The organism is Pseudomonas kielensis (assembly GCF_030505375.1).
Taxonomy (GTDB): domain Bacteria; phylum Pseudomonadota; class Gammaproteobacteria; order Pseudomonadales; family Pseudomonadaceae; genus Aquipseudomonas; species Aquipseudomonas kielensis.
The window spans coordinates 5,447,956-5,465,749 of the sequence record NZ_CP130043.1; the positions used below are offsets into that span (position 1 = coordinate 5,447,956).

The 17,794-nt window shown below is 61.9% G+C and carries 10 protein-coding genes and 1 pseudogene; 8 read left to right on the top strand and 3 right to left on the bottom strand.

The genetic code is table 11. The annotated features are described in order from the left end of the window. Nucleotides 1-58 precede the first annotated feature (58 nt). The 5 genes from Q1W70_RS25175 (at nucleotide 59) to Q1W70_RS25195 (ending at nucleotide 10,619) form a co-directional block, all read left to right on the top strand. A complete protein-coding gene (locus tag Q1W70_RS25175; RefSeq protein ID WP_302098279.1) occupies nucleotides 59-5,164 on the top strand; it encodes an RHS repeat-associated core domain-containing protein in 5,106 nt (1,701 codons plus the stop codon). 357 nt (nucleotides 5,165-5,521) lie between these two features. Then, entirely contained in the window at nucleotides 5,522-6,070 is a 549-nt protein-coding gene (locus tag Q1W70_RS25180) for a fimbrial protein (protein ID WP_185818015.1), read from the top strand. Between the two features lie 92 nt (nucleotides 6,071-6,162). Further along, the gene (locus Q1W70_RS25185; RefSeq protein ID WP_166592782.1) at nucleotides 6,163-6,918 is read left to right on the top strand and encodes a fimbrial biogenesis chaperone; all 756 of its coding nucleotides are present in this window, start codon (nucleotides 6,163-6,165) and stop codon (nucleotides 6,916-6,918) included. A gap of 37 nt (nucleotides 6,919-6,955) precedes the next feature. Then, a complete protein-coding gene (locus Q1W70_RS25190) occupies nucleotides 6,956-9,466 on the top strand; it encodes a fimbria/pilus outer membrane usher protein (RefSeq protein ID WP_166592781.1) in 2,511 nt (836 codons plus the stop codon). 70 nt (nucleotides 9,467-9,536) lie between these two features. Then, nucleotides 9,537-10,619 carry a fimbrial protein gene (locus tag Q1W70_RS25195; protein ID WP_166592780.1) on the top strand — a complete coding sequence of 361 codons (1,083 nt, stop codon included), beginning with the start codon at nucleotides 9,537-9,539 and terminating at the stop codon, nucleotides 10,617-10,619. A 61-nt stretch (nucleotides 10,620-10,680) separates the two neighbouring features. Here the strand turns inward: Q1W70_RS25195 and Q1W70_RS25200 are convergent, their stop codons facing one another. Both Q1W70_RS25200 and Q1W70_RS25205 read right to left on the bottom strand, forming a co-directional pair. After that, the gene (locus tag Q1W70_RS25200) at nucleotides 10,681-11,823 is read right to left on the bottom strand and encodes a glycerate kinase (RefSeq protein WP_166592779.1); all 1,143 of its coding nucleotides are present in this window, start codon (nucleotides 11,821-11,823) and stop codon (nucleotides 10,681-10,683) included. 126 nt (nucleotides 11,824-11,949) lie between these two features. Beyond that, entirely contained in the window at nucleotides 11,950-13,071 is a 1,122-nt protein-coding gene (locus Q1W70_RS25205) for a sugar diacid recognition domain-containing protein (RefSeq protein WP_182344496.1), read from the bottom strand. Nucleotides 13,072-13,237: 166 nt separating this feature from the next. Here Q1W70_RS25205 and Q1W70_RS25210 point away from each other — a divergent pair, with 166 nt between their 5' ends. The 3 genes from Q1W70_RS25210 (at nucleotide 13,238) to rarD (ending at nucleotide 16,630) form a co-directional block, all read left to right on the top strand. Then, a complete protein-coding gene (locus Q1W70_RS25210) occupies nucleotides 13,238-14,548 on the top strand; it encodes an MFS transporter (RefSeq protein ID WP_166592777.1) in 1,311 nt (436 codons plus the stop codon). A gap of 114 nt (nucleotides 14,549-14,662) precedes the next feature. Next, entirely contained in the window at nucleotides 14,663-15,676 is a 1,014-nt protein-coding gene (locus Q1W70_RS25215) for an aldo/keto reductase (protein ID WP_166592776.1), read from the top strand. Between the two features lie 72 nt (nucleotides 15,677-15,748). Next, nucleotides 15,749-16,630: an EamA family transporter RarD gene (gene rarD / locus Q1W70_RS25220; RefSeq protein ID WP_166592775.1), complete on the top strand. Its 882-nt coding sequence runs from the start codon at nucleotides 15,749-15,751 to the stop codon at nucleotides 16,628-16,630. 75 nt (nucleotides 16,631-16,705) lie between these two features. On the opposite strand, the pseudogene hppD reads toward rarD, so the two are convergent. Continuing rightward, nucleotides 16,706-17,783, bottom strand: a pseudogene (gene hppD / locus Q1W70_RS25225) (4-hydroxyphenylpyruvate dioxygenase). Between the last annotated feature and the right edge of the window lie 11 nt (nucleotides 17,784-17,794).

Sequence of the window (17,794 nt, forward strand, 5' to 3'; positions counted from 1 at the left end):
GGCACAAGCGTGCCCCTTCTTCAGCTTCCGCCCCCTGTGACCTCAGAGGTTCATCAACATGACCCTGTCCAGTTCCGTCCACTCACAAGCGTTCGGCTTCATGAGCTTCCTGCAAAACGGTGTAGACCCCCGAACCGGCCAATACACCCTGTCCGTCAGCTTCCCCGAACTCAAGAGCAACTGGCTGTGCGGCCCCGCCGTGCCATTGGCCCTGAGCTTCAACCCGATGAACATTCTCGACTCCGGCTTTGGCCTTGGCTGGAACCTCAATCTGAGCCAGTTCACCCCGCACAACAGCATTCTGGCCCTGTGCACCGGGGAAACCTTCAAGGTCACCGGCAGCGGCAGCGAACCGGCGATCCGGGAAAAGAAACTCGACACCTTCCATTTCTACAACAACCAGGACGGCACCTATCGCGTGGTGCATCGCTCAGGGTTGATCGAAATCCTGACCGTGGGCGGCAGTGGCGATAATCGGGTGGCCTTGCCCACTCGCCTCTACGCCCCCACTGGCCACTGTATCGACCTGACCTACGCAGTGTTCCGCGGCGGACAGCGCTTGCAATCGATCAGCGATGCCCAGGGCGAATTGGTGCGGATCAATCGCAGTGATTCCTCGGTGGACATCCTGATAAAACCCGGCAGTGGCGCCGACGGCGAGCCGTTGGCGCGTTATGAAATGGAGTTGAACGGCAAAGGCTGGGTGACCAAGATTGTCCTGCCGGGCGAGGAGAAACCCTCCTGGCGTTTCGACTACGGTAATGACCTGATCCGGGGCATACTTTGCCTGCACAAGGTCAACAGCCCACTCGGCGGCGTCGATACCATTGATTATCAGGACGATGGCCACCCCTTCTCCGACGGCGTCAACTTGCCCAAACTGCCACGGGTTACTCGCCATCGCACCGACCCCGGTTTTGGCCAGCCGATCATGGAAGTCATCTTCAGCTACACGTCGAGAAATTTTCTTGGGGCTGGCATTACGGTCAGCACCGAAGAGGGTATGGACTCGCTGTACAACGCGCCCCACGGGTACAGCTACGGCAGTACCGCCAGCCTGATGGCGGGCGGCAAGGTGGTGCGCCAGGTGGAGCGCACCTATAGCCGCTTTCACGCGATGACCGAAGAGAAAACCACCCAGGATCACTGTGTGAAACGGGAGGTGACCACCTACTATGCCCAAGACGTTCCCTTCGACCGGCAAGTGGCGCAATTTCAGTCCCCCAAACACCTCAAGACGTCCTGGGAAATGGACAACGATCCAACCCAGTACCGCGAAGAATCGAGCAGTACGGTATTTGATGAAAACGGCAACCTGCGTGAAGAGATCGAAGCCAGCGGCATCCGCACGCTACACACCTACTACCCCAAGGAAGCCAGCGACGGCTGCCCCGCCGACCCGCAAGGTTTTATCCGCAACCGCAAGGACAGCACGGTCATCCCCGCGCCCGTGACCCACAATGGCAAACTCGCCTCCACCCTGCGCACCCGCTTTCGCTACCGCACCCAGGAGCCGCTGCGGGGCAGTGGACTCGGGCAATGGTTGGTGAACGACAGCGAGTTGGTGCTGGAGTTGCAGGGCAATGACGAAATCCCCCTCAAGCACACGTTGCGTACCTGCATCGAAGCCGTGGACACCCCGTTCCTGCACGGTCGTCCCTTGACCCAGAGCGAAACCCTGAACGGCAAGACCAGCACCACCAGCTATGCCTACAACCGCTTCAACAGCACCCTGGCCAATGAAGAGGTGCTGGAAATCGTCGAGACCTTTGTAGGCTTCGATCACGTTGAAGGCAGTCATGATTCGCGCAAGGTCATCCGCCAGCAGCAGTCGCTGCTGTATGGCCTGCCCGTATTGAAGGACGACCTCAATGGTAACTACACCTTGACCGAGTACGACGCCTTGCATCGGGTGATCCGCGAGACTGTCGCTCCGGAGGTTGCCGAGTACCGGGCCACGCGCAATTACCGCTACACCCTGACAGCACTGGACGGGCAGCAAGCCAGCCAGGAGGTCGAAGACGCCAAGGGCCTGATCACCCGTACCCGCCTGGACGGCATCGGCCGTAGTGTCTATGAAGAGCAGCAATACGCCGTAGATGGCACACAGGCGACGCAGTTCCGCCAGACCTTTGCCGCAGAGTACGACGCGCTGGGCAACCTGGTCCGGCAAACCAGTCTCGACTGGCTCGCCGATCAACCGCTGACATTGCACAGCCGTTTCGAATATAGCCCGTGGGGCGATCAGTTGCGGGTGATTGGGCCTGACGGCACCGCCAGCGTCAGTGATCTGTCACCGTTCGGTAGCGACGGGCCGATAGAACGCACCTGGCGTGAAAGCGCCGGACAACCGACCCAGGTCAATCAATTGAGCGAAAGTCATTTCAATCGCTTTGGCAAGCTTGACCGGGTCACGCGGTTCGATGCCCAGCCCCTGAATGAGCACCTGCAGCAGGCACCGGGTCAAGGCCCAGTGCAGCAACAGGTCAAGGCGTTGTTGGCACGTCGCGCGCTGGCGACCGTCGGTTCCATCGAGTATGCCTACAACGGCTATGGCAACGGCCTCCAGCAACTGGAACGGGTTGATGACATGGAGTTCGCCACTGGCTATGAATACGATGTGTGGGAACGTATGTCGCGCACTACCTTGCCCGACGACACCCTCGTCAGCCGAACCTTTGCCGAGCACACCAGCGGGGATATGCCGACCAGCCTGAGCGTCAAGCCGGCCAACCAAGAGCTGCCTGAAGTCCACAGCGGCCAACAGACCTTCGACGGGCTGTTGCGACAAACCAGCTTGACGGTCGGCCCACGTCTGGAGCGCTATGAGTACGCACCCGGAAAAATGCAGGTCTGCCGGCGCATCACCCCGTCCAGCAAGCTCATCGACTATGAATACAACCTGCACCTGACCGACCAGCCCATCAGCATCAAGACCGCCGAAGGCGAGGCGCGCTTCGACTATGATCACACCACCGCGAGCCTGACCAACGCGGCCAATGACCAGGGGTTTTACCAGTATGCCTATACCCACCATGGCGATTTGCACAGCGAAACCTGGACCGACAGCGACAACGTTGAACACGAGACCGTCCAGCTCAGCTCATTGCAAGGACGGCCGATCAGCCGCCATCACACCAGCGTGCTAGAGACCGTCTATGCCTACGATGAGTTTGGCCGCCCCGAAAGCGCCACCCAGGGTTCACTACGGGCCGAATTCGAATACGACAACCTTGGTCAGACCCGGTGCATCACCACCCATAACCTGCAGAGCGCCACCACCCTGAAAACCGTGCTCAGCTACGACACCCTGGGTCGGGAAATCGAGCGTCAAATGACCCTCAACGGTCATCCCACACGGACCATCAGCCAGGTCTGGCAGGACGACGACCAGCTCAAAAGCCGGCACCTGCACATCGGCGCTCGCAGTCTGCTCAAGGAGGAGTTTGCCTACGACCCGCGCAAGCGTCTGATCCGCCATGCCTGCTCCGGCGAACAATTACCCAGGGACGCCTATGGCAACCCAATCACCAGTCAGACCTTTCGCTTCGATGCGCTGGATAACATCCAGCTTTGCCTGACAATCTTCGCCAATGGGCGCAATGACAGGGCGCAATTCACCTACGCCGACGACGATTCCTGCCAGTTGAAGGAAGTGACCCACACTTACGTCGAAGGCGGTTACAAGGCGCGGCAGGCCTTCGAGTACGACGCCGATGGCCATATGCTCAATGACGAACAGGGTCAGCGCCTGAACTACAACAGCCAGGGACGCCTGCTGTCGGTCAAGGACGCCGACAACGAGCAGACTCTAAGCACCTACCGCTACGACGGGCATAATCACCTGATTGGCGTACGCGAGGGCCTGCAGGAAGAAACCCTGCGCAACTACGAGGGGTACAGCCTGAGCCACACCCGCCAGGGCAGCGTCCACACCCAGTACCTGTTCCATGGCGACCTGCCATTGGCCGAACAGCAGCTGCACACCCACGACCGCACGCTGCTGCTGATGACCGATGCCAGCCCCAGCGTGATTGGCGAATGCCTGCAAGGCACACTGCACAGCATCGTCTACAGCGCCTATGGGCAACGCAGCGCCGAGGAGGAAGTAACCACTTTGCTGGCGTTCAACGGCGAGGTGCGCGAGGCCATCTGCGGCTGGTACCTGCTGGGCCGAGGCTATCGAGTGTACAACCCGGCCCTGTTGCGTTTTCACAGTCCCGACTCGTTCAGCCCGTTTGGTACTGGCGGGCCCAACCCCTATGTCTATTGCCAGGGTAACCCTATCGCCTTCCGCGACCCCAATGGACATCGAGCCATCAACAACAGGCGACCGATTGGACCAGGGTATGTAGATCCTATCGTAGAGCCCAAGAGACCGTGGTGGCAGAAGTGGTTGGCGGTGGCAGGGATGGTCATTTCCTTGATTGTGGCAGTGGCATTCACTCCATTCACAGGTGGCCTGTCATTGGGTTTGGTGGCGGGCGTCTTGGGGATATTGCTGAGCGTCGGCGCACTGGGTTTAGCGATCTGGGCCACTCTGGATGAGAACGAAGACGTGATGAGTATCGCCATGTGGGCCGGACTCGCGGGCAGCTTCGTCACCATTGGAGCGGGGCTGGTCACAAGAGCGATGGCGCACTTGGCGACGAAGGCAGCGGCGAAGGCAGCAGCGAGTCTCGCAGCGGGCTTGAAGACTGCTGCGGTAGCTGGGCTTGTTGCAGTTCCGGCAATCGCCGGGACTACCTATGCTATTCAGAGCGCAACGGCGTCGGTTCGATCGGCTGGCGCAGGCTCTGGTGTAATCGGTGGGTCAACTCGATCTATCGGTGTTGGCTCTGGCAGCGTGGGGTCATCCAGATCCAGGGCTAGCACAGGATCTGGTACTTCGCTTAATGGCCCGAGTCTCTCGGACATTCTGGACGGCAACCCCCACTCAGCAGTAAATCCAATCAGATCGCCAAGCCGGACCAGCAGCCTCAGTGGCAGTAGCGATGCTTCAGGGCCGATTGTTGAGCCAGTCACACCGGTTCGCAAGAATTGGACTGTCAAGAACCAAATTGGTTGGTACAAGGGGGTATTGGGTCGGGGCAAAGCCCTCAACACCGCTGACAATCGGCAACAAGGCTGGGGCCCTAATTACATTGATGCATTCAATGATTAATCAGTTGACCCACAGCAGCCACTCAGGCGCACCATGCTCCACACCTGAGCAGCCCTTTCTAAAACCCGGCCATTAGGTGGCCATCCAGTAAAAGGCTCCGCATCCAACGATGCGGGGCCTTTTGCATTCCAGCCCCAGCCATGCCCGCTGCCCCTGACCGGCTGCCCCATTCGCAATCACTTACACACGCCCCGCAAGACTGAGAGATCTCTCATATCCGCAGCCCTGTGGGCTTCCTAGAATCGCCGCCATCGAGACACCCGGTGTTCCTGACACCGCATTTTTCCAACAGCGCTACCTCGGCACTGTCTCGATCCTTCAATGCCTGGCGCGACCTAGACCAAAAGGATTCAAACCATGAAAAAATCTTTACTTGCCCTTTCGCTGGGCCTGAGTGCCAGCCTGCTCGGTGCCTCGGCGTTCGCCAGCAGCGGCACAGTCAAGTTCGAGGGCAAGGTCACCAGCAGCACCTGCCCGATTCAAATCGTCAACCCGGATGACGGCTCGGTCGGCGACCTGGTAAAAATGGGCAGCGTCGACGCCAGTCGCTTCACCGCCGTGGGCCAGGAACACAGCGGCAAGCGCTTTTCCTTGCGTGTCAGCGGTGGTGCGGGCTGCGCGATCACCGCGGGCAGCGTGGCCAATACCACCTTCAACGGCATACCCGACCCTAGCGGCAACTACTTCCAGGTCACCCCCGGGCTGGATGGCGCCAAAGGCGTGGTGATTTCCATGCGCGACCAACGCGGCGCCGCACTCGCACCGGGCGCGGCCTCCGCCGACTATGACCTGAACGTCGGCGCACCAACCGACCTGCAGTTCAACGCCTACTACCGCTCGACAGCCACCACGGTCACCGCGGGCGTGGCGTCGGCCGATATCCAGTTCGTTGTCGCCATCAACTGATCCCCGCTCCTGCCCCTTGTTCGCCGTGCTGAACAAGGGGTATCCACACGTGTCCTGGCTGGCGCTTTCAGCCAGGCCAAAGGTAAAGACCTATGTTCGGTTCGATCAAACAGGCGGCCGCTGTCCGCCCGACCCTTGCAGCCTGCATGACTGCGCTCATGCTCACCGCCTACCTCCCCGCCAGCCAAGCGGCCCTCACGCTCAATGGCACCCGTGTGGTGTTCGACAGTGACAAGCGCAGCGCTTCGATGATCGTCGCCAATCCCAGTGACCGCACCTTTGCGGTACAGACCTGGGTCAACACGGCCGCCGATGACACCCGCACTGCAGTCCCGTTCATCCCCTCCCCGCCCTTGTTCCGCCTCAATCCGGGCAAGGAACAGCACGTGCAGATCAACGGTCTGCCCAATACCCTGCCCACGGATCGCGAGTCGCTGTTTTACTTCAACGTCCAGGAGATTCCCCAGGCCAGTACCGAGCAAGGCAACGTCCTGAACATCGCCCTGCGCACCCGAATCAAACTGTTCTATCGACCGGCCGAACTCAAGGACAACCCCGTCGCGCGCCTCAAGGATCTGCAGTGGTCGATCACCCAGGCCGACGGCAAGACGCAATTGCGGGTCAACAACCCAACCCCCTTTCATGTCTCTTTCGCCCGCCTTGAAGTCAAGGGCCACGGTCAACAACAGGCTCTGCCCAACGCCCAGATGCTCGCCCCCCTGAGCACTCAGACCTACACCCTTGACGGCATCAAGCCGCACGCGGGATTGCAGGTGGAGTTCTCGACCATCAACGACTACGGCGGCTACACCCAGGCGCTGACCTTGCCGATTCAAACCGTCCCTTGAAACAGCATCGAACACGCTCACGGCCAGGAACCTGCCCATGACTCTATTGCCTGCACACCAACGGGCGCCCTTTCGATTGCGCGCGACCCACCTGCTGGTGACCGGCATCGGTATTGCCAGCCTGATGGATACCCGGCCTGCCATGGCCACTGTCGTTGAATTTCAATCCGGTTTCATGCGCCAGAACGCCGACCATGCCAGCGACGCCGGCGTGCTGGCGCTCAACGCCTTGACCCTGGGTAACGACCTGGGGCCGGGACGCTATGAGGTCGATATCCAGGTCAATCGGGTGTACTTCGGTCGCCGCGAACTCGAATTCGTGCTCAGCCCCGCAGGTGATCAACTCCAGCCCTGCCTGAGCGCCGAGCTGCTCAGCGAAATGGGCGTGCGCATCGACAGCCTGGCTGATCCGGCGCTGATGCAGTCTTCCTGTGTCGACCTGCTGGCGCTGATACCCGGTGCCCTGGTCGAATTCGATAGCAGCCAACTGCTCCTGAGTCTTTCGATCCCGCAGATTGCCATGCGCCGGGATGTCCTCGGTCAAGTCGACCCCGCACGCTGGGACCACGGCATCAATGCCGCCTTTGTCAACTATCAGGCCTCCGCGCAACAAGTCAGCAACCGCTATCGCGGCCGCCAGAACAGTGACGATCTGTACCTCAACAGCGGGATCAACCTGGGGGGCTGGCGCTTGCGCAGCAACCAGTCGTTGCGCCAGAACGCCGGCGAGAAGCGTGAGTGGAGCAGCGCCTACACCTACGCCCAGCGCGACCTGCCGGGCACCCTCGGCACGCTGACACTGGGTGAAGCGTTCACCAGCGGCGAAGTGTTCAAAAGCCTGCCGTTCAAGGGCGCGATGATTGCCACCGACCTGGGCATGCTGCCGGATGTCCTGCAAGGCTATTCCCCGATCATCCGGGGCGTAGCGCAAACCCGGGCGAAACTCGAAATCTTTCAGAACGGTTACCCGATCTACTCCACGTATGTCAGCGCCGGGCCGTACCAGATCGACGACCTCAGCACCAACGGTGGCAGCGGCGAACTGGAGATTGTCCTGACCGAGGCTGACGGCCAGGTCAGACGTTTCAGCCAATCCTTCTCCACCCTCAGCAATCTCCTGCGCGAGGGTGTCTGGCGTTACAGCAGTGCCCTGGGTCACTACAACGGCGCCTACGGGCTGGATGATCCGCTGTTCTGGCAAGGCACCCTGGCGACAGGCATCGCCTGGAACTCGACCCTGTATGGCGGGGTGATCGCGAGCGACTTTTACCAGGCTGGCAATATCGGCGCATCCAGGGACCTGGGGCCATGGGGCGCACTGTCCCTGGACTTGACCCACTCCAGCGCCGTGGTCGACAGGCGCGACAGCCATAGCCTGGAGGGCATGAGCTATGCCCTGAAATACGGCAAGTCCTTTGCCTCCAAGACCAACCTGCGCTTTGCCGGCTATCGCTACTCCACCGAAGGCTATCGCGATTTTGATGAGGCCGTGCGCCAGCGCAGCCAGGACTCAGGCTGGCATGGCAGTCGACGCAGCCGCCTGGAGGCGTCGGTCTACCAGAACATCGGCCCTCGCAGTTCGCTGAGCTTGACCCTGTCCCACCAGGACTATTGGCAAAGCAGCGAAGTGCAGCGCCAGTACCAGCTCAATTTCAGCACTCACTACAAGCGCGTCGGCTACAACCTGTTCGCCTCGCAGTCACTCAACGACTCTCGCGCCAGTGACCGGCTGGTCGGCCTGAGCATCAGCATGCCCCTGGATTTCGGTCATTCGGCCAACGCCACCTTCGACCTCCAGAAAAGTGGCGAGCAGTTCAATCAACGGACAAGCCTGGGCGGCAGCCTCAATGACAGTCAACTGAGCTATCAGGCTGCCGTCAGCAACAATGACGCCCAGCAACGCTCGGCGGCCCTTTCCCTGGGTTATCAGGCCGCCTTTGGCAGCGTCGGCGCAGGCGTCACCCAAGGCAGCGACTATCGCAACCTATCGGTCAATGCCAGCGGTGCGCTGCTGGTGCATGAAGGTGGCATCGAACTGGGGCCGTACCTGGGAGAGACTGCGGCCCTGGTGGAGGTCCCGGACACCGCTGGCGTCGGCATCCAGAACGCAGCGGGGGCCAGGACCAATGAGCGCGGCTATGCCCTGGCACCGTATCTGCGCCCGTATCGGGTCAATCATCTGGAACTGAACACCGATCAATTGGGCCCCGAGGTGGAAATCGATAACGCTGCCGCGCAACTCGTGCCCCGGCGTGGCGCCGTGGTCAAGGCCAGCTTCGCAGCCCGCACGGTCACCCGCCTGGTGATCACCGGCCGAACGGCTGGCGGGCAGCTACTGCCTTTCGGCGCACAGTTGAAGGATCGCGAAGGCAACGTCATCGGCATGGTCGGTCAAGCCGGCCAGGTCATGCTGTCGACCGGCATGGAGGCGCAAACCCTCGATGTGCACTGGGGCGAACAAGCCATGGCGCAATGTCAGCTATCGATCGACCCGCAGAGCATGGAGCAAGCGCAAGGCTACCGCCTGCAGGCGCTGACGTGCCGCTGATCCTCATCTTGCCTCACTCACGCACCGCCCGCGCTGTTGCCGTGCGAGCCGTGCATTTCGGAGAGACCCCATGACACCATCCATCCGCAGCCTGATTACCGCCCTGGGCCTGGTTGCCAGTTGCCAGGCCTCATGGGTAATGGCAGACCCGTTCAACACCTGCGAATGGAGAACAGTCCCCGGGCCCATGACCCATTTCCAGGACGTGGGCACCGTTTACGTTCCACGGGACGCGCCCGTCGGCAGCATCATTGGTACCGAGCGCCTGTTTAAAAGAACCCACAACAACGAAGGACTGACCGCACGTTGCTATAACAACGGTGACGTTCGCCTGATCTTCAATGCCCAAGCCAGCGCACCACCGGCGGCGGGTATCTACGGTGGCCTGGCGCCCTTGAGTGTGCTGAGAACCAACATCCCGGGAGTGGGCGCGCTGTTCTCGCTGGGCTTCCCGTTCAATGGCAGCGCTTCAAACGCCTTTGTCCCCGACCATGGCGATACCACCGTGCCGTTCAATGCACACAACGCGCACAATGTCGGCGTGACATTCATCCATATATCCACGCTGGAGAGTCGCATCACCCTGATCAAGACCGGGCCCATCCCTCCCGGCCCGCAGACGTTCGACGGCACAGAACTGTTCAGTGGCCGCGTCACGGGTATCGCCGGCAAGGTCTTCACTGCCGGACTCGCCGGTACCGTGATCCAGGCCCATTGTGGCAGCAACACCGTCAGCGCCGACCCGGTACAACTCGGCGAATGGGATCAGCGAGACTTCACCAGCCCCGGCTACACCACTACCGCGATCCCGTTCAGCATTACCCTCAATGACTGCGAAGCGGATGCCAGCAACGCCAACATCGCCACTGCCACCATCCAGTTCGAGGACGCCAGTGCCGCGCCGGTACCGCCATCGGTGCCGGGCGTGTTCGGCCTGTCTCCTGACTCCACCGCCCAGGGCATCGGGATTCAGTTGCTTAAAAGAGATGGCACGACGCCCGTGGAGCTCAATACGCCAGTGCCACTGATACCGATCAGCGCCAGTGGAACGGTACTGGACTTTACCGCGCGCTTATACCAGACCGGGCCGAGCCGCGATGTCCGCCCCGGAGTTGCCAAGGGCGCGCTGAACTTCACGCTCACCTACCGCTAGCCGGAATCGGCCCTTTGCAGGGGGCCGACAACCCGTTGGCAGGTACCGGGCGGGCGCAAGGTCATTCCCGGGGCAACCCGAGGCACCAGAGCCGGGCGATATCCACTGCCCGCTCACGCAGCAGGCGCGGCGCCTCGCTGCACGCTTGCGCCAGGCTCATCGGCCCAGACGGCAAGGCAAAGGCGGCATCGACGCCATGTTGATACATCTGCTGGTAGCCCTCACCGAGGGTGCCGGCGATCACCACGACCGGCACGCCCTGCTGCCGGGCGACTCGCGCGACACCGAAGGGGGTTTTGCCGCGCAGGGTCTGCGCATCGAAACGCCCTTCGCCGGTGATCACCAAATCGGCACCGCGAATGGCATTCGCCAAGCCGACCAACTCCGCCACCACCTCCACGCCGGGACGAAACTGCGCCTGCAAAAACGCCTTGGCGGCAAATCCCAGGCCGCCAGCGGCACCGCTGCCGGGCTCATCGCGCACGTCCTTGTCCAGCACCTGCGCACACAGATCGGCGAAATGCCCAAGGGTCAGATCGAGTGCCTGCACCTGTTCGGGCGTCGCACCTTTCTGTGGACCGAAAATCGTTGAAGCTCCGTGAGGACCGCAGAGTGGATTGTTGACGTCGGCGGCGATTTCGAAACGGACCTGCGCCAGGCGCGGGTCCATTTCATTGAGTCCTATGTGGGCGAGGTCCTTGAGTGCGAGACCGCCATGGCGGATCGACTGCCCCTGTTGATCGAACAAGCCCACGCCCAACGCCTGCAGCGCACCGGCGCCGCCGTCGTTGGTGGCGCTGCCGCCGATGGCCAGGATGATGCGCTGCGCACCGGCATCGAGGGCTGCGCGAATCAGCTCACCGGTGCCGTAAGTGCTGCTGATGCAGGCATCGCGTTGTGCCAGTGGCACCAACTGCAGGCCACTGGCTTCGGCCATTTCGATGATTGCGGTCTGGCTCTGAGGCAGCCAGCCCCAGTGGGCATCGACCGGCTCGCCGAGCGGCCCTTGCACCCGGGTACGGCGCAACGCCCCCGCGCAGGCCACGAGAATCGCCTCGACCGTGCCTTCACCACCGTCGGCCATCGGGCATTTGACCATCTGCGCATCCGGCCAGACCTCGGCCAGCCCCAGGGCGATGGCATCGGCCACATCGATGGCACTCAGGCTGTCCTTGAACGAGTCGGGGGCGATGACGATCTTCATGGGGTTTCTCCGGTGGTTATGCAGAGCATGCTGCCAGTTGCCCCAGCCAATGACGCCAGTCCGCTGCACAAGGGTGGAGAGGGTTTATTGTTCATTTCTACAAAACCCAACGGTAAAGCCTTGCGCCTACAGGTCTGCGCAGGGCTGGGGCAACAGTTGTACGCCCAGGTACAGCGCCAGCATGCCGTCCAGCCGCAGCGGGTCGACTCCGCTGAGTTCGGCTACCCGCTCCATGCGATAGCGCAGGCTGTTGCGGTGGATCCCCAGGGCATCGGCGCACGCCTGGCTCTGGCCGTCGTGCTCGCACCAACTGCGCAAGGTCGCCAGCAACTGGCCGTTGCTGTCCTTGGCGATGACCTTGCGTAGGGGGGTGAGTAGCTCATCGAGTGCATCATCGTTGCGATGGCGCCAGAGCATCACCGGCAGACGGTAGCGGTTGAGGGTCAGTAGGCGGCTGTGCGGCAGCACGTCGCGTCCGTAGGCCAGCAAGTCACCGACCCGCCGATAGCAACGACGCAGGCCTTGCAGGCCATCGGCCTGACCTCCCACGGCAATGCGCTGGATGTTCCAGCCCAAACCGTCGAGTTTCTCCAGCAGCCGCGGGTTCTCCACCGGGTGGCTGGTCGGGCGGCACCACAACAACGAGGACTTGGCCGAACTCACGCACCAGCTGTCGGGGTAGCGCGAGCTCAGCCAGGCGCTCAAGGCTTCGGCGGTCTGGCCGTTGCCGTGCTCCAGGCCCAACTCGAACAGGTACGGGGTGCGCGCCAGTTGCGGCTTGAGCCCCATTTGCTGGGCTTCGTCGATCAACCGCGGCGAGTCCCCCGCCTCACTGAGCAATAGCGCCAGCAGATCATCGCAGCGCTGGCGGCGCCATTGCTGTTCGGCCTGTTGATTGCGCTGGGCCACCAGCATTTCGGCGGTCATGCGCACCAGTTCGGCGTAGGTGCGCAGTTGCTCGGGTTCACCGGTGATGCCGAGCACGCCGATCAGGCGCTGATCGAGCAGCAACGGCAGGTTGATCCCCGGCTGCACCCCCTTGAGGTGCACCGCGGTCTGGGCGTCGATTTCCACCACCCGACCGTTGGCCAGCACCAGTTGCGCACCTTCATGCCGGGTGTTGACCCGCTCCGGCTCGCCACTGCCCAGGATCAGCCCCTGGCTGTCCATGACGTTGACGTTGTAGGGCAGAATGGCCATCGCCCGGTCGACGATATCCTGGGCCAGGTCGTGATCAAGTTCGAACATGGGGCGTATTCCTGGAAAACCTGGGGCTGTGGTTGTTCACCCGCACAGGCGCTTGGCGTAATCGCTGTGCTCAGGCACAAAGACTTCCGCCAATGGGTGACCGAGACTCTTCAGGCGGTCACGTTACCCTCGCACCGCAAAAAATCATAATAAAGAGAGACCCGCCATGTCACAGAGCGCCGCTGCCACCCTGGCCACCGATGACGATAAAAACGCCGTCTACAAGCGCATTACCCTGCGCCTGATCCCCTTCATTTTCATCTGCTACCTGTTCAACTACCTGGACCGGGTCAACGTTGGCTTCGCCAAACTGCAGATGCTCGATGCACTGAAATTCAGCGAAACCGTGTACGGCCTCGGGGCCGGGATATTTTTCATCGGTTACGTGCTGTGCGGCGTGCCGAGCAACCTGGCGCTGACCCGCTTCGGCCCACGGCGCTGGATCGCGCTGATGATGATCACCTGGGGCACGTTGTCCACCTGCCTGCTGTTCGTCACCACGCCCACCGAGTTCTACACCCTGCGCCTGTTCACCGGTGCCGCCGAGGCCGGGTTCTTCCCCGGCGTGGTGCTGTACCTGTCGCAGTGGTTCCCGACGTTCCGCCGTGGCCGCATCATGGCGCTGTTCATGTCGGCGATCCCGGTCTCGGGCCTGCTGGGCAGCCCGTTTTCCGGCTGGATTCTCAACCACTTCGCCGCGGGTCAAGGTGGCCTCGCCGGCTGGCAGTGGATGTTCCTGCTGCAGGGCATCCCCACGGTGATCCTCGGGGCACTGGCGTACTTCCTGCTCAGCGATAACTTTGCCAGCGCCAAATGGCTCAAGCCGCACGAGCGCGCGGTACTCGAGGCCGACCAGGCAATTGATCGCGCCAACAAGCCGAAGACGGCCACCGACTCGCTGCTGGCGGTGTTCAAGAACCCGGCGATCTGGGCCTTCGGCCTGATTTACTTCTGCATTCAGAGTGGCGTGTACGCGATCAACTTCTGGTTGCCGTCGATCATCAAGAACCTCGGTTTCAGCGACAACCTGGTGATCGGCTGGCTCAGTGCGATTCCTTACCTGCTGGCGGCGGTGTTCATGCTGCTCGTCGGACGCTCAGCGGACCTGCACAAGGAGCGTCGCTGGCACCTGGTGGTACCGATGCTGATGGGCGCGCTGGGCTTGCTGATCGCGGTCAACTTTGCCGCGCACCCGGCCATCGCCATTCTCGGTTTGACCATCGCCACCATGGGCGCACTCACCGGCCTGCCGATGTTCTGGCCGGTGCCCACCGCCATGCTCAGCGCCGGTGCCGCCGCCGGTGGCCTGGCGCTGATCAACTCCATGGGCCAGATGGCCGGCTTCCTCAGCCCGTACCTGGTGGGCTGGGTCAAGGACGCCAGCGGCTCCACCGATGCGGCGCTGTATGTGCTGGCGGCGGTGATTGTCGGCGGCAGCCTGCTGGCGTTGCGCATGACCCGCACGTTGCGCGTCTGACCTGATCCACGGTGGGTGCGGGTCGGCCCGTCCCCACCTCTGGATAATTGCGGTTGCCCACATCGCCCTTCTGGTATTTGATTGAGCCTTTCCCACGGGTAAAAGGAATTCGTCATGAGCTACCGCACACTGGGCCACTCCGGACTGCAAGTGTCCACGCTGACCCTGGGCACCATGATGTTTGGCGAGCAGACCAGCACCGAAGACGCGTTGCGAATCATCGACAAGGCCTGGGACCAGGGCATCAATTTCATCGACACCGCCGACGTCTACACCCAGGGTCGCTCCGAGGAAATCGTCGGCGAGGCGATTGCCGGCAACCGGCATGAGTGGGTGGTGGCGTCCAAGGTTGGCTTTGGCCCGGTGGACGGCCTGCCGAATCGCAGCGGCCTGAGCCGCAAGCACATTTTCAACGGGATCGATGCCAGCCTGACCCGCCTGGACACCGACTACCTGGACATCTATTACCTGCACCGCGAAGACCACAACACCCCGCTGCACGTGACGGTGTCGGCCATGGGCGACCTGATTCGCCAGGGCAAGATCCGTTACTGGGGCCTGTCCAATTATCGGGGCTGGCGCATCGCCGAGGTGATTCGCGTCGCCGAGCAACTGGGCGTCGACCGGCCGGTGATCAGCCAGCCGTTGTACAACATCGTCAACCGCCAGGCCGAAACCGAACAGATCACCGCCGCCAACGCCTACGGCCTTGGTGTCGTGCCCTACAGCCCGCTGGCCCGTGGCGTGCTCAGTGGCAAGTACGCGCCCGACACCCGCCCCGACGCCAACAGCCGCGCCGGCCGCCAGGACAAGCGCATCCTGGAGACCGAATGGCGGGTCGAGTCACTGCGCATCGCCCAGCAGATCCAGGCGTACACCCAGCAGCGCGGTGTCGGCATGGTCGAGTTCGCCATCGCCTGGGTGCTGAACAACGCCGCGGTCACCTCGGCCATCGTCGGCCCACGCACCGAGGAGCAGTGGGACGCCTACACCAAGGCGCAGGACGTGAAGATCAGCGCCGAGGACGAAGCCTTCATCGATTCACTGGTAACGCCGGGGCATGCCTCGACACCGGGGTTCAACGATGTGAGCCATTTTGTCTCGGGGCGCACGGCACTGAGTCGCTGAAGCCATTGGAGCGATGTTCGTCGCTCAAACCACGTATCCTTCTCTGTTTATGCTCAGTGTCGCGAGGACAGCTTGTCTAAAGGAATTGCTCTATCGGTGTCGGCCTCGGTGCTGTTTGCCGTCATGTACTTCTACACCTCACTGCTGTCGCCCCTGGACGGTGTGGAAATTTTCGGCTGGCGCATGCTGCTGACCGTGCCGTGCATGACCGTGTTCATGCTGGTATCCGGGGAGTGGCAACGGGTGCTGGAGATCCTGCGGCGGCTGGCGGCCAAACCGCTGCTGGTCGGTGGCTTGCTGGTGTCTTCCGCCCTGCTCGGCGTGCAGCTGTGGCTGTTCATGTGGGCACCGTTGAACGGCCATAGCCTGGATGTGTCCCTGGGGTATTTCCTGCTGCCACTGACCATGGTGCTGACCGGGCGTATCGTCTACGGCGAGCGCCTGTCATACCTGCAGAAGATTGCCGCGAGCCTGGCGACCCTGGGCGTGCTCAATGAGTTGTACCAGGTGGGCAGTTTTTCCTGGGCGACCTTGCTGGTGGCCATCGGTTACCCGACTTACTTCGTGCTGCGCCGACGCCTGGCGGCCGACAACCTCGGCGGCCTGTGGCTGGACATGGCGCTGCTGTTGCCGGTGGCGTACTGGTTCGTGCACAACGGCGCACAAGGCTTCGGCGTGTTCGACCAGCACCCTTGGCTGACGCTGCTGATTCCCGTGCTCGGGATCATCAGTGCCTCGGCCCTGGTGGTCTATATCATTGCCAGCCGACTGCTACCGTTCAGCCTGTTCGGGCTGCTCAGCTATGTCGAGCCGGTGCTGTTGCTGGGGGTGGCGCTGTTGCTGGGGGAAAGCATCAAGGCGGGGGAATGGCTGACCTACATCCCGATCTGGCTGGCGGTGCTGGTATTGGTGTTCGAGGGGTTCAAGCACCTGGTTCGCCAACGTAGACCTTAAGCACACGCAAAACAAATGTGGGAGCAAGCGGAGCGCCGCCCGGCTCGCTCCCACAGTTTTTATCGGTGTAACGGCTTAGTCGGTGGTCAACACACCACGACGCACCTGGTCACGCTCGATCGACTCGAACAGTGCCTTGAAGTTGCCTTCACCAAAACCATCGTCGCCTTTACGCTGGATGAATTCGAAGAACACCGGGCCCATCAGGGTTTCCGAGAAGATCTGCAGCAGCAGGCGCTTGTCGCCGGCCTCGGACGAACCGTCCAGCAGGATCCCACGGGCCTGCAACTCGCCTACCGGCTCGCCGTGGTTCGGCAGACGGCCTTCGAGCATTTCATAGTAGGTGTCCGGCGGCGCAGTCATGAAGCGCATGCCGATGCTTTTCAGGTGATCCCAGGTCTTGATCAGGTCATCGGCCAGGAAGGCAACGTGCTGGATACCCTCGCCGTTGAACTGCATCAGGAACTCTTCGATCTGCCCGGCACCCTTGGACGACTCTTCGTTCAGCGGGATGCGGATCATGCCGTCGGGGGCGGTCATGGCCTTGGAGGTCAGGCCGGTGTATTCGCCCTTGATGTCGAAGTAGCGAATCTCGCGGAAGTTGAACAGCTTCTCGTAGAAGTTCGCCCAGTAGGCCATGCGGCCGCGGTAAACGTTGTGGGTCAGGTGGTCGATGATCTTCAGGCCGGCACCGACCGGGTTGCGATCGACTCCTTCGATGAACACGAAGTCGATGTCGTAGATCGAGACTGCCTTCACCAAAACGGTCGATCAGGTACAGCGGCGCGCCGCCGATGCCCTTGATGGCCGGCAGGTTCAGCTCCATCGGGCCGGTCTCGATGTGGATCGGCTGGGCGCCGAGTTCCAGGGCGCGGTTGTAGGCCAGTTGCGAGTCCTTGACGCGGAACGCCATGCCACACACCGACGGACCGTGCTCGGCGGCGAAGTACGACGCCACGCTGTTGGGTTCGTTGTTGAGGATCAGGTTGATCGAGCCCTGGCGATACAGGTGCACGTTCTTGGAACGGTGGGTCGCGACCTTGGTGAAGCCCATGATCTCGAAGATCGGCTCCAGGGTGTTCGGGGTTGGCGATGCGAATTCGATGAACTCGAAGCCCATCAGGCCCATTGGGTTTTCGTATAAATCTGCCATGGTTGACGCCT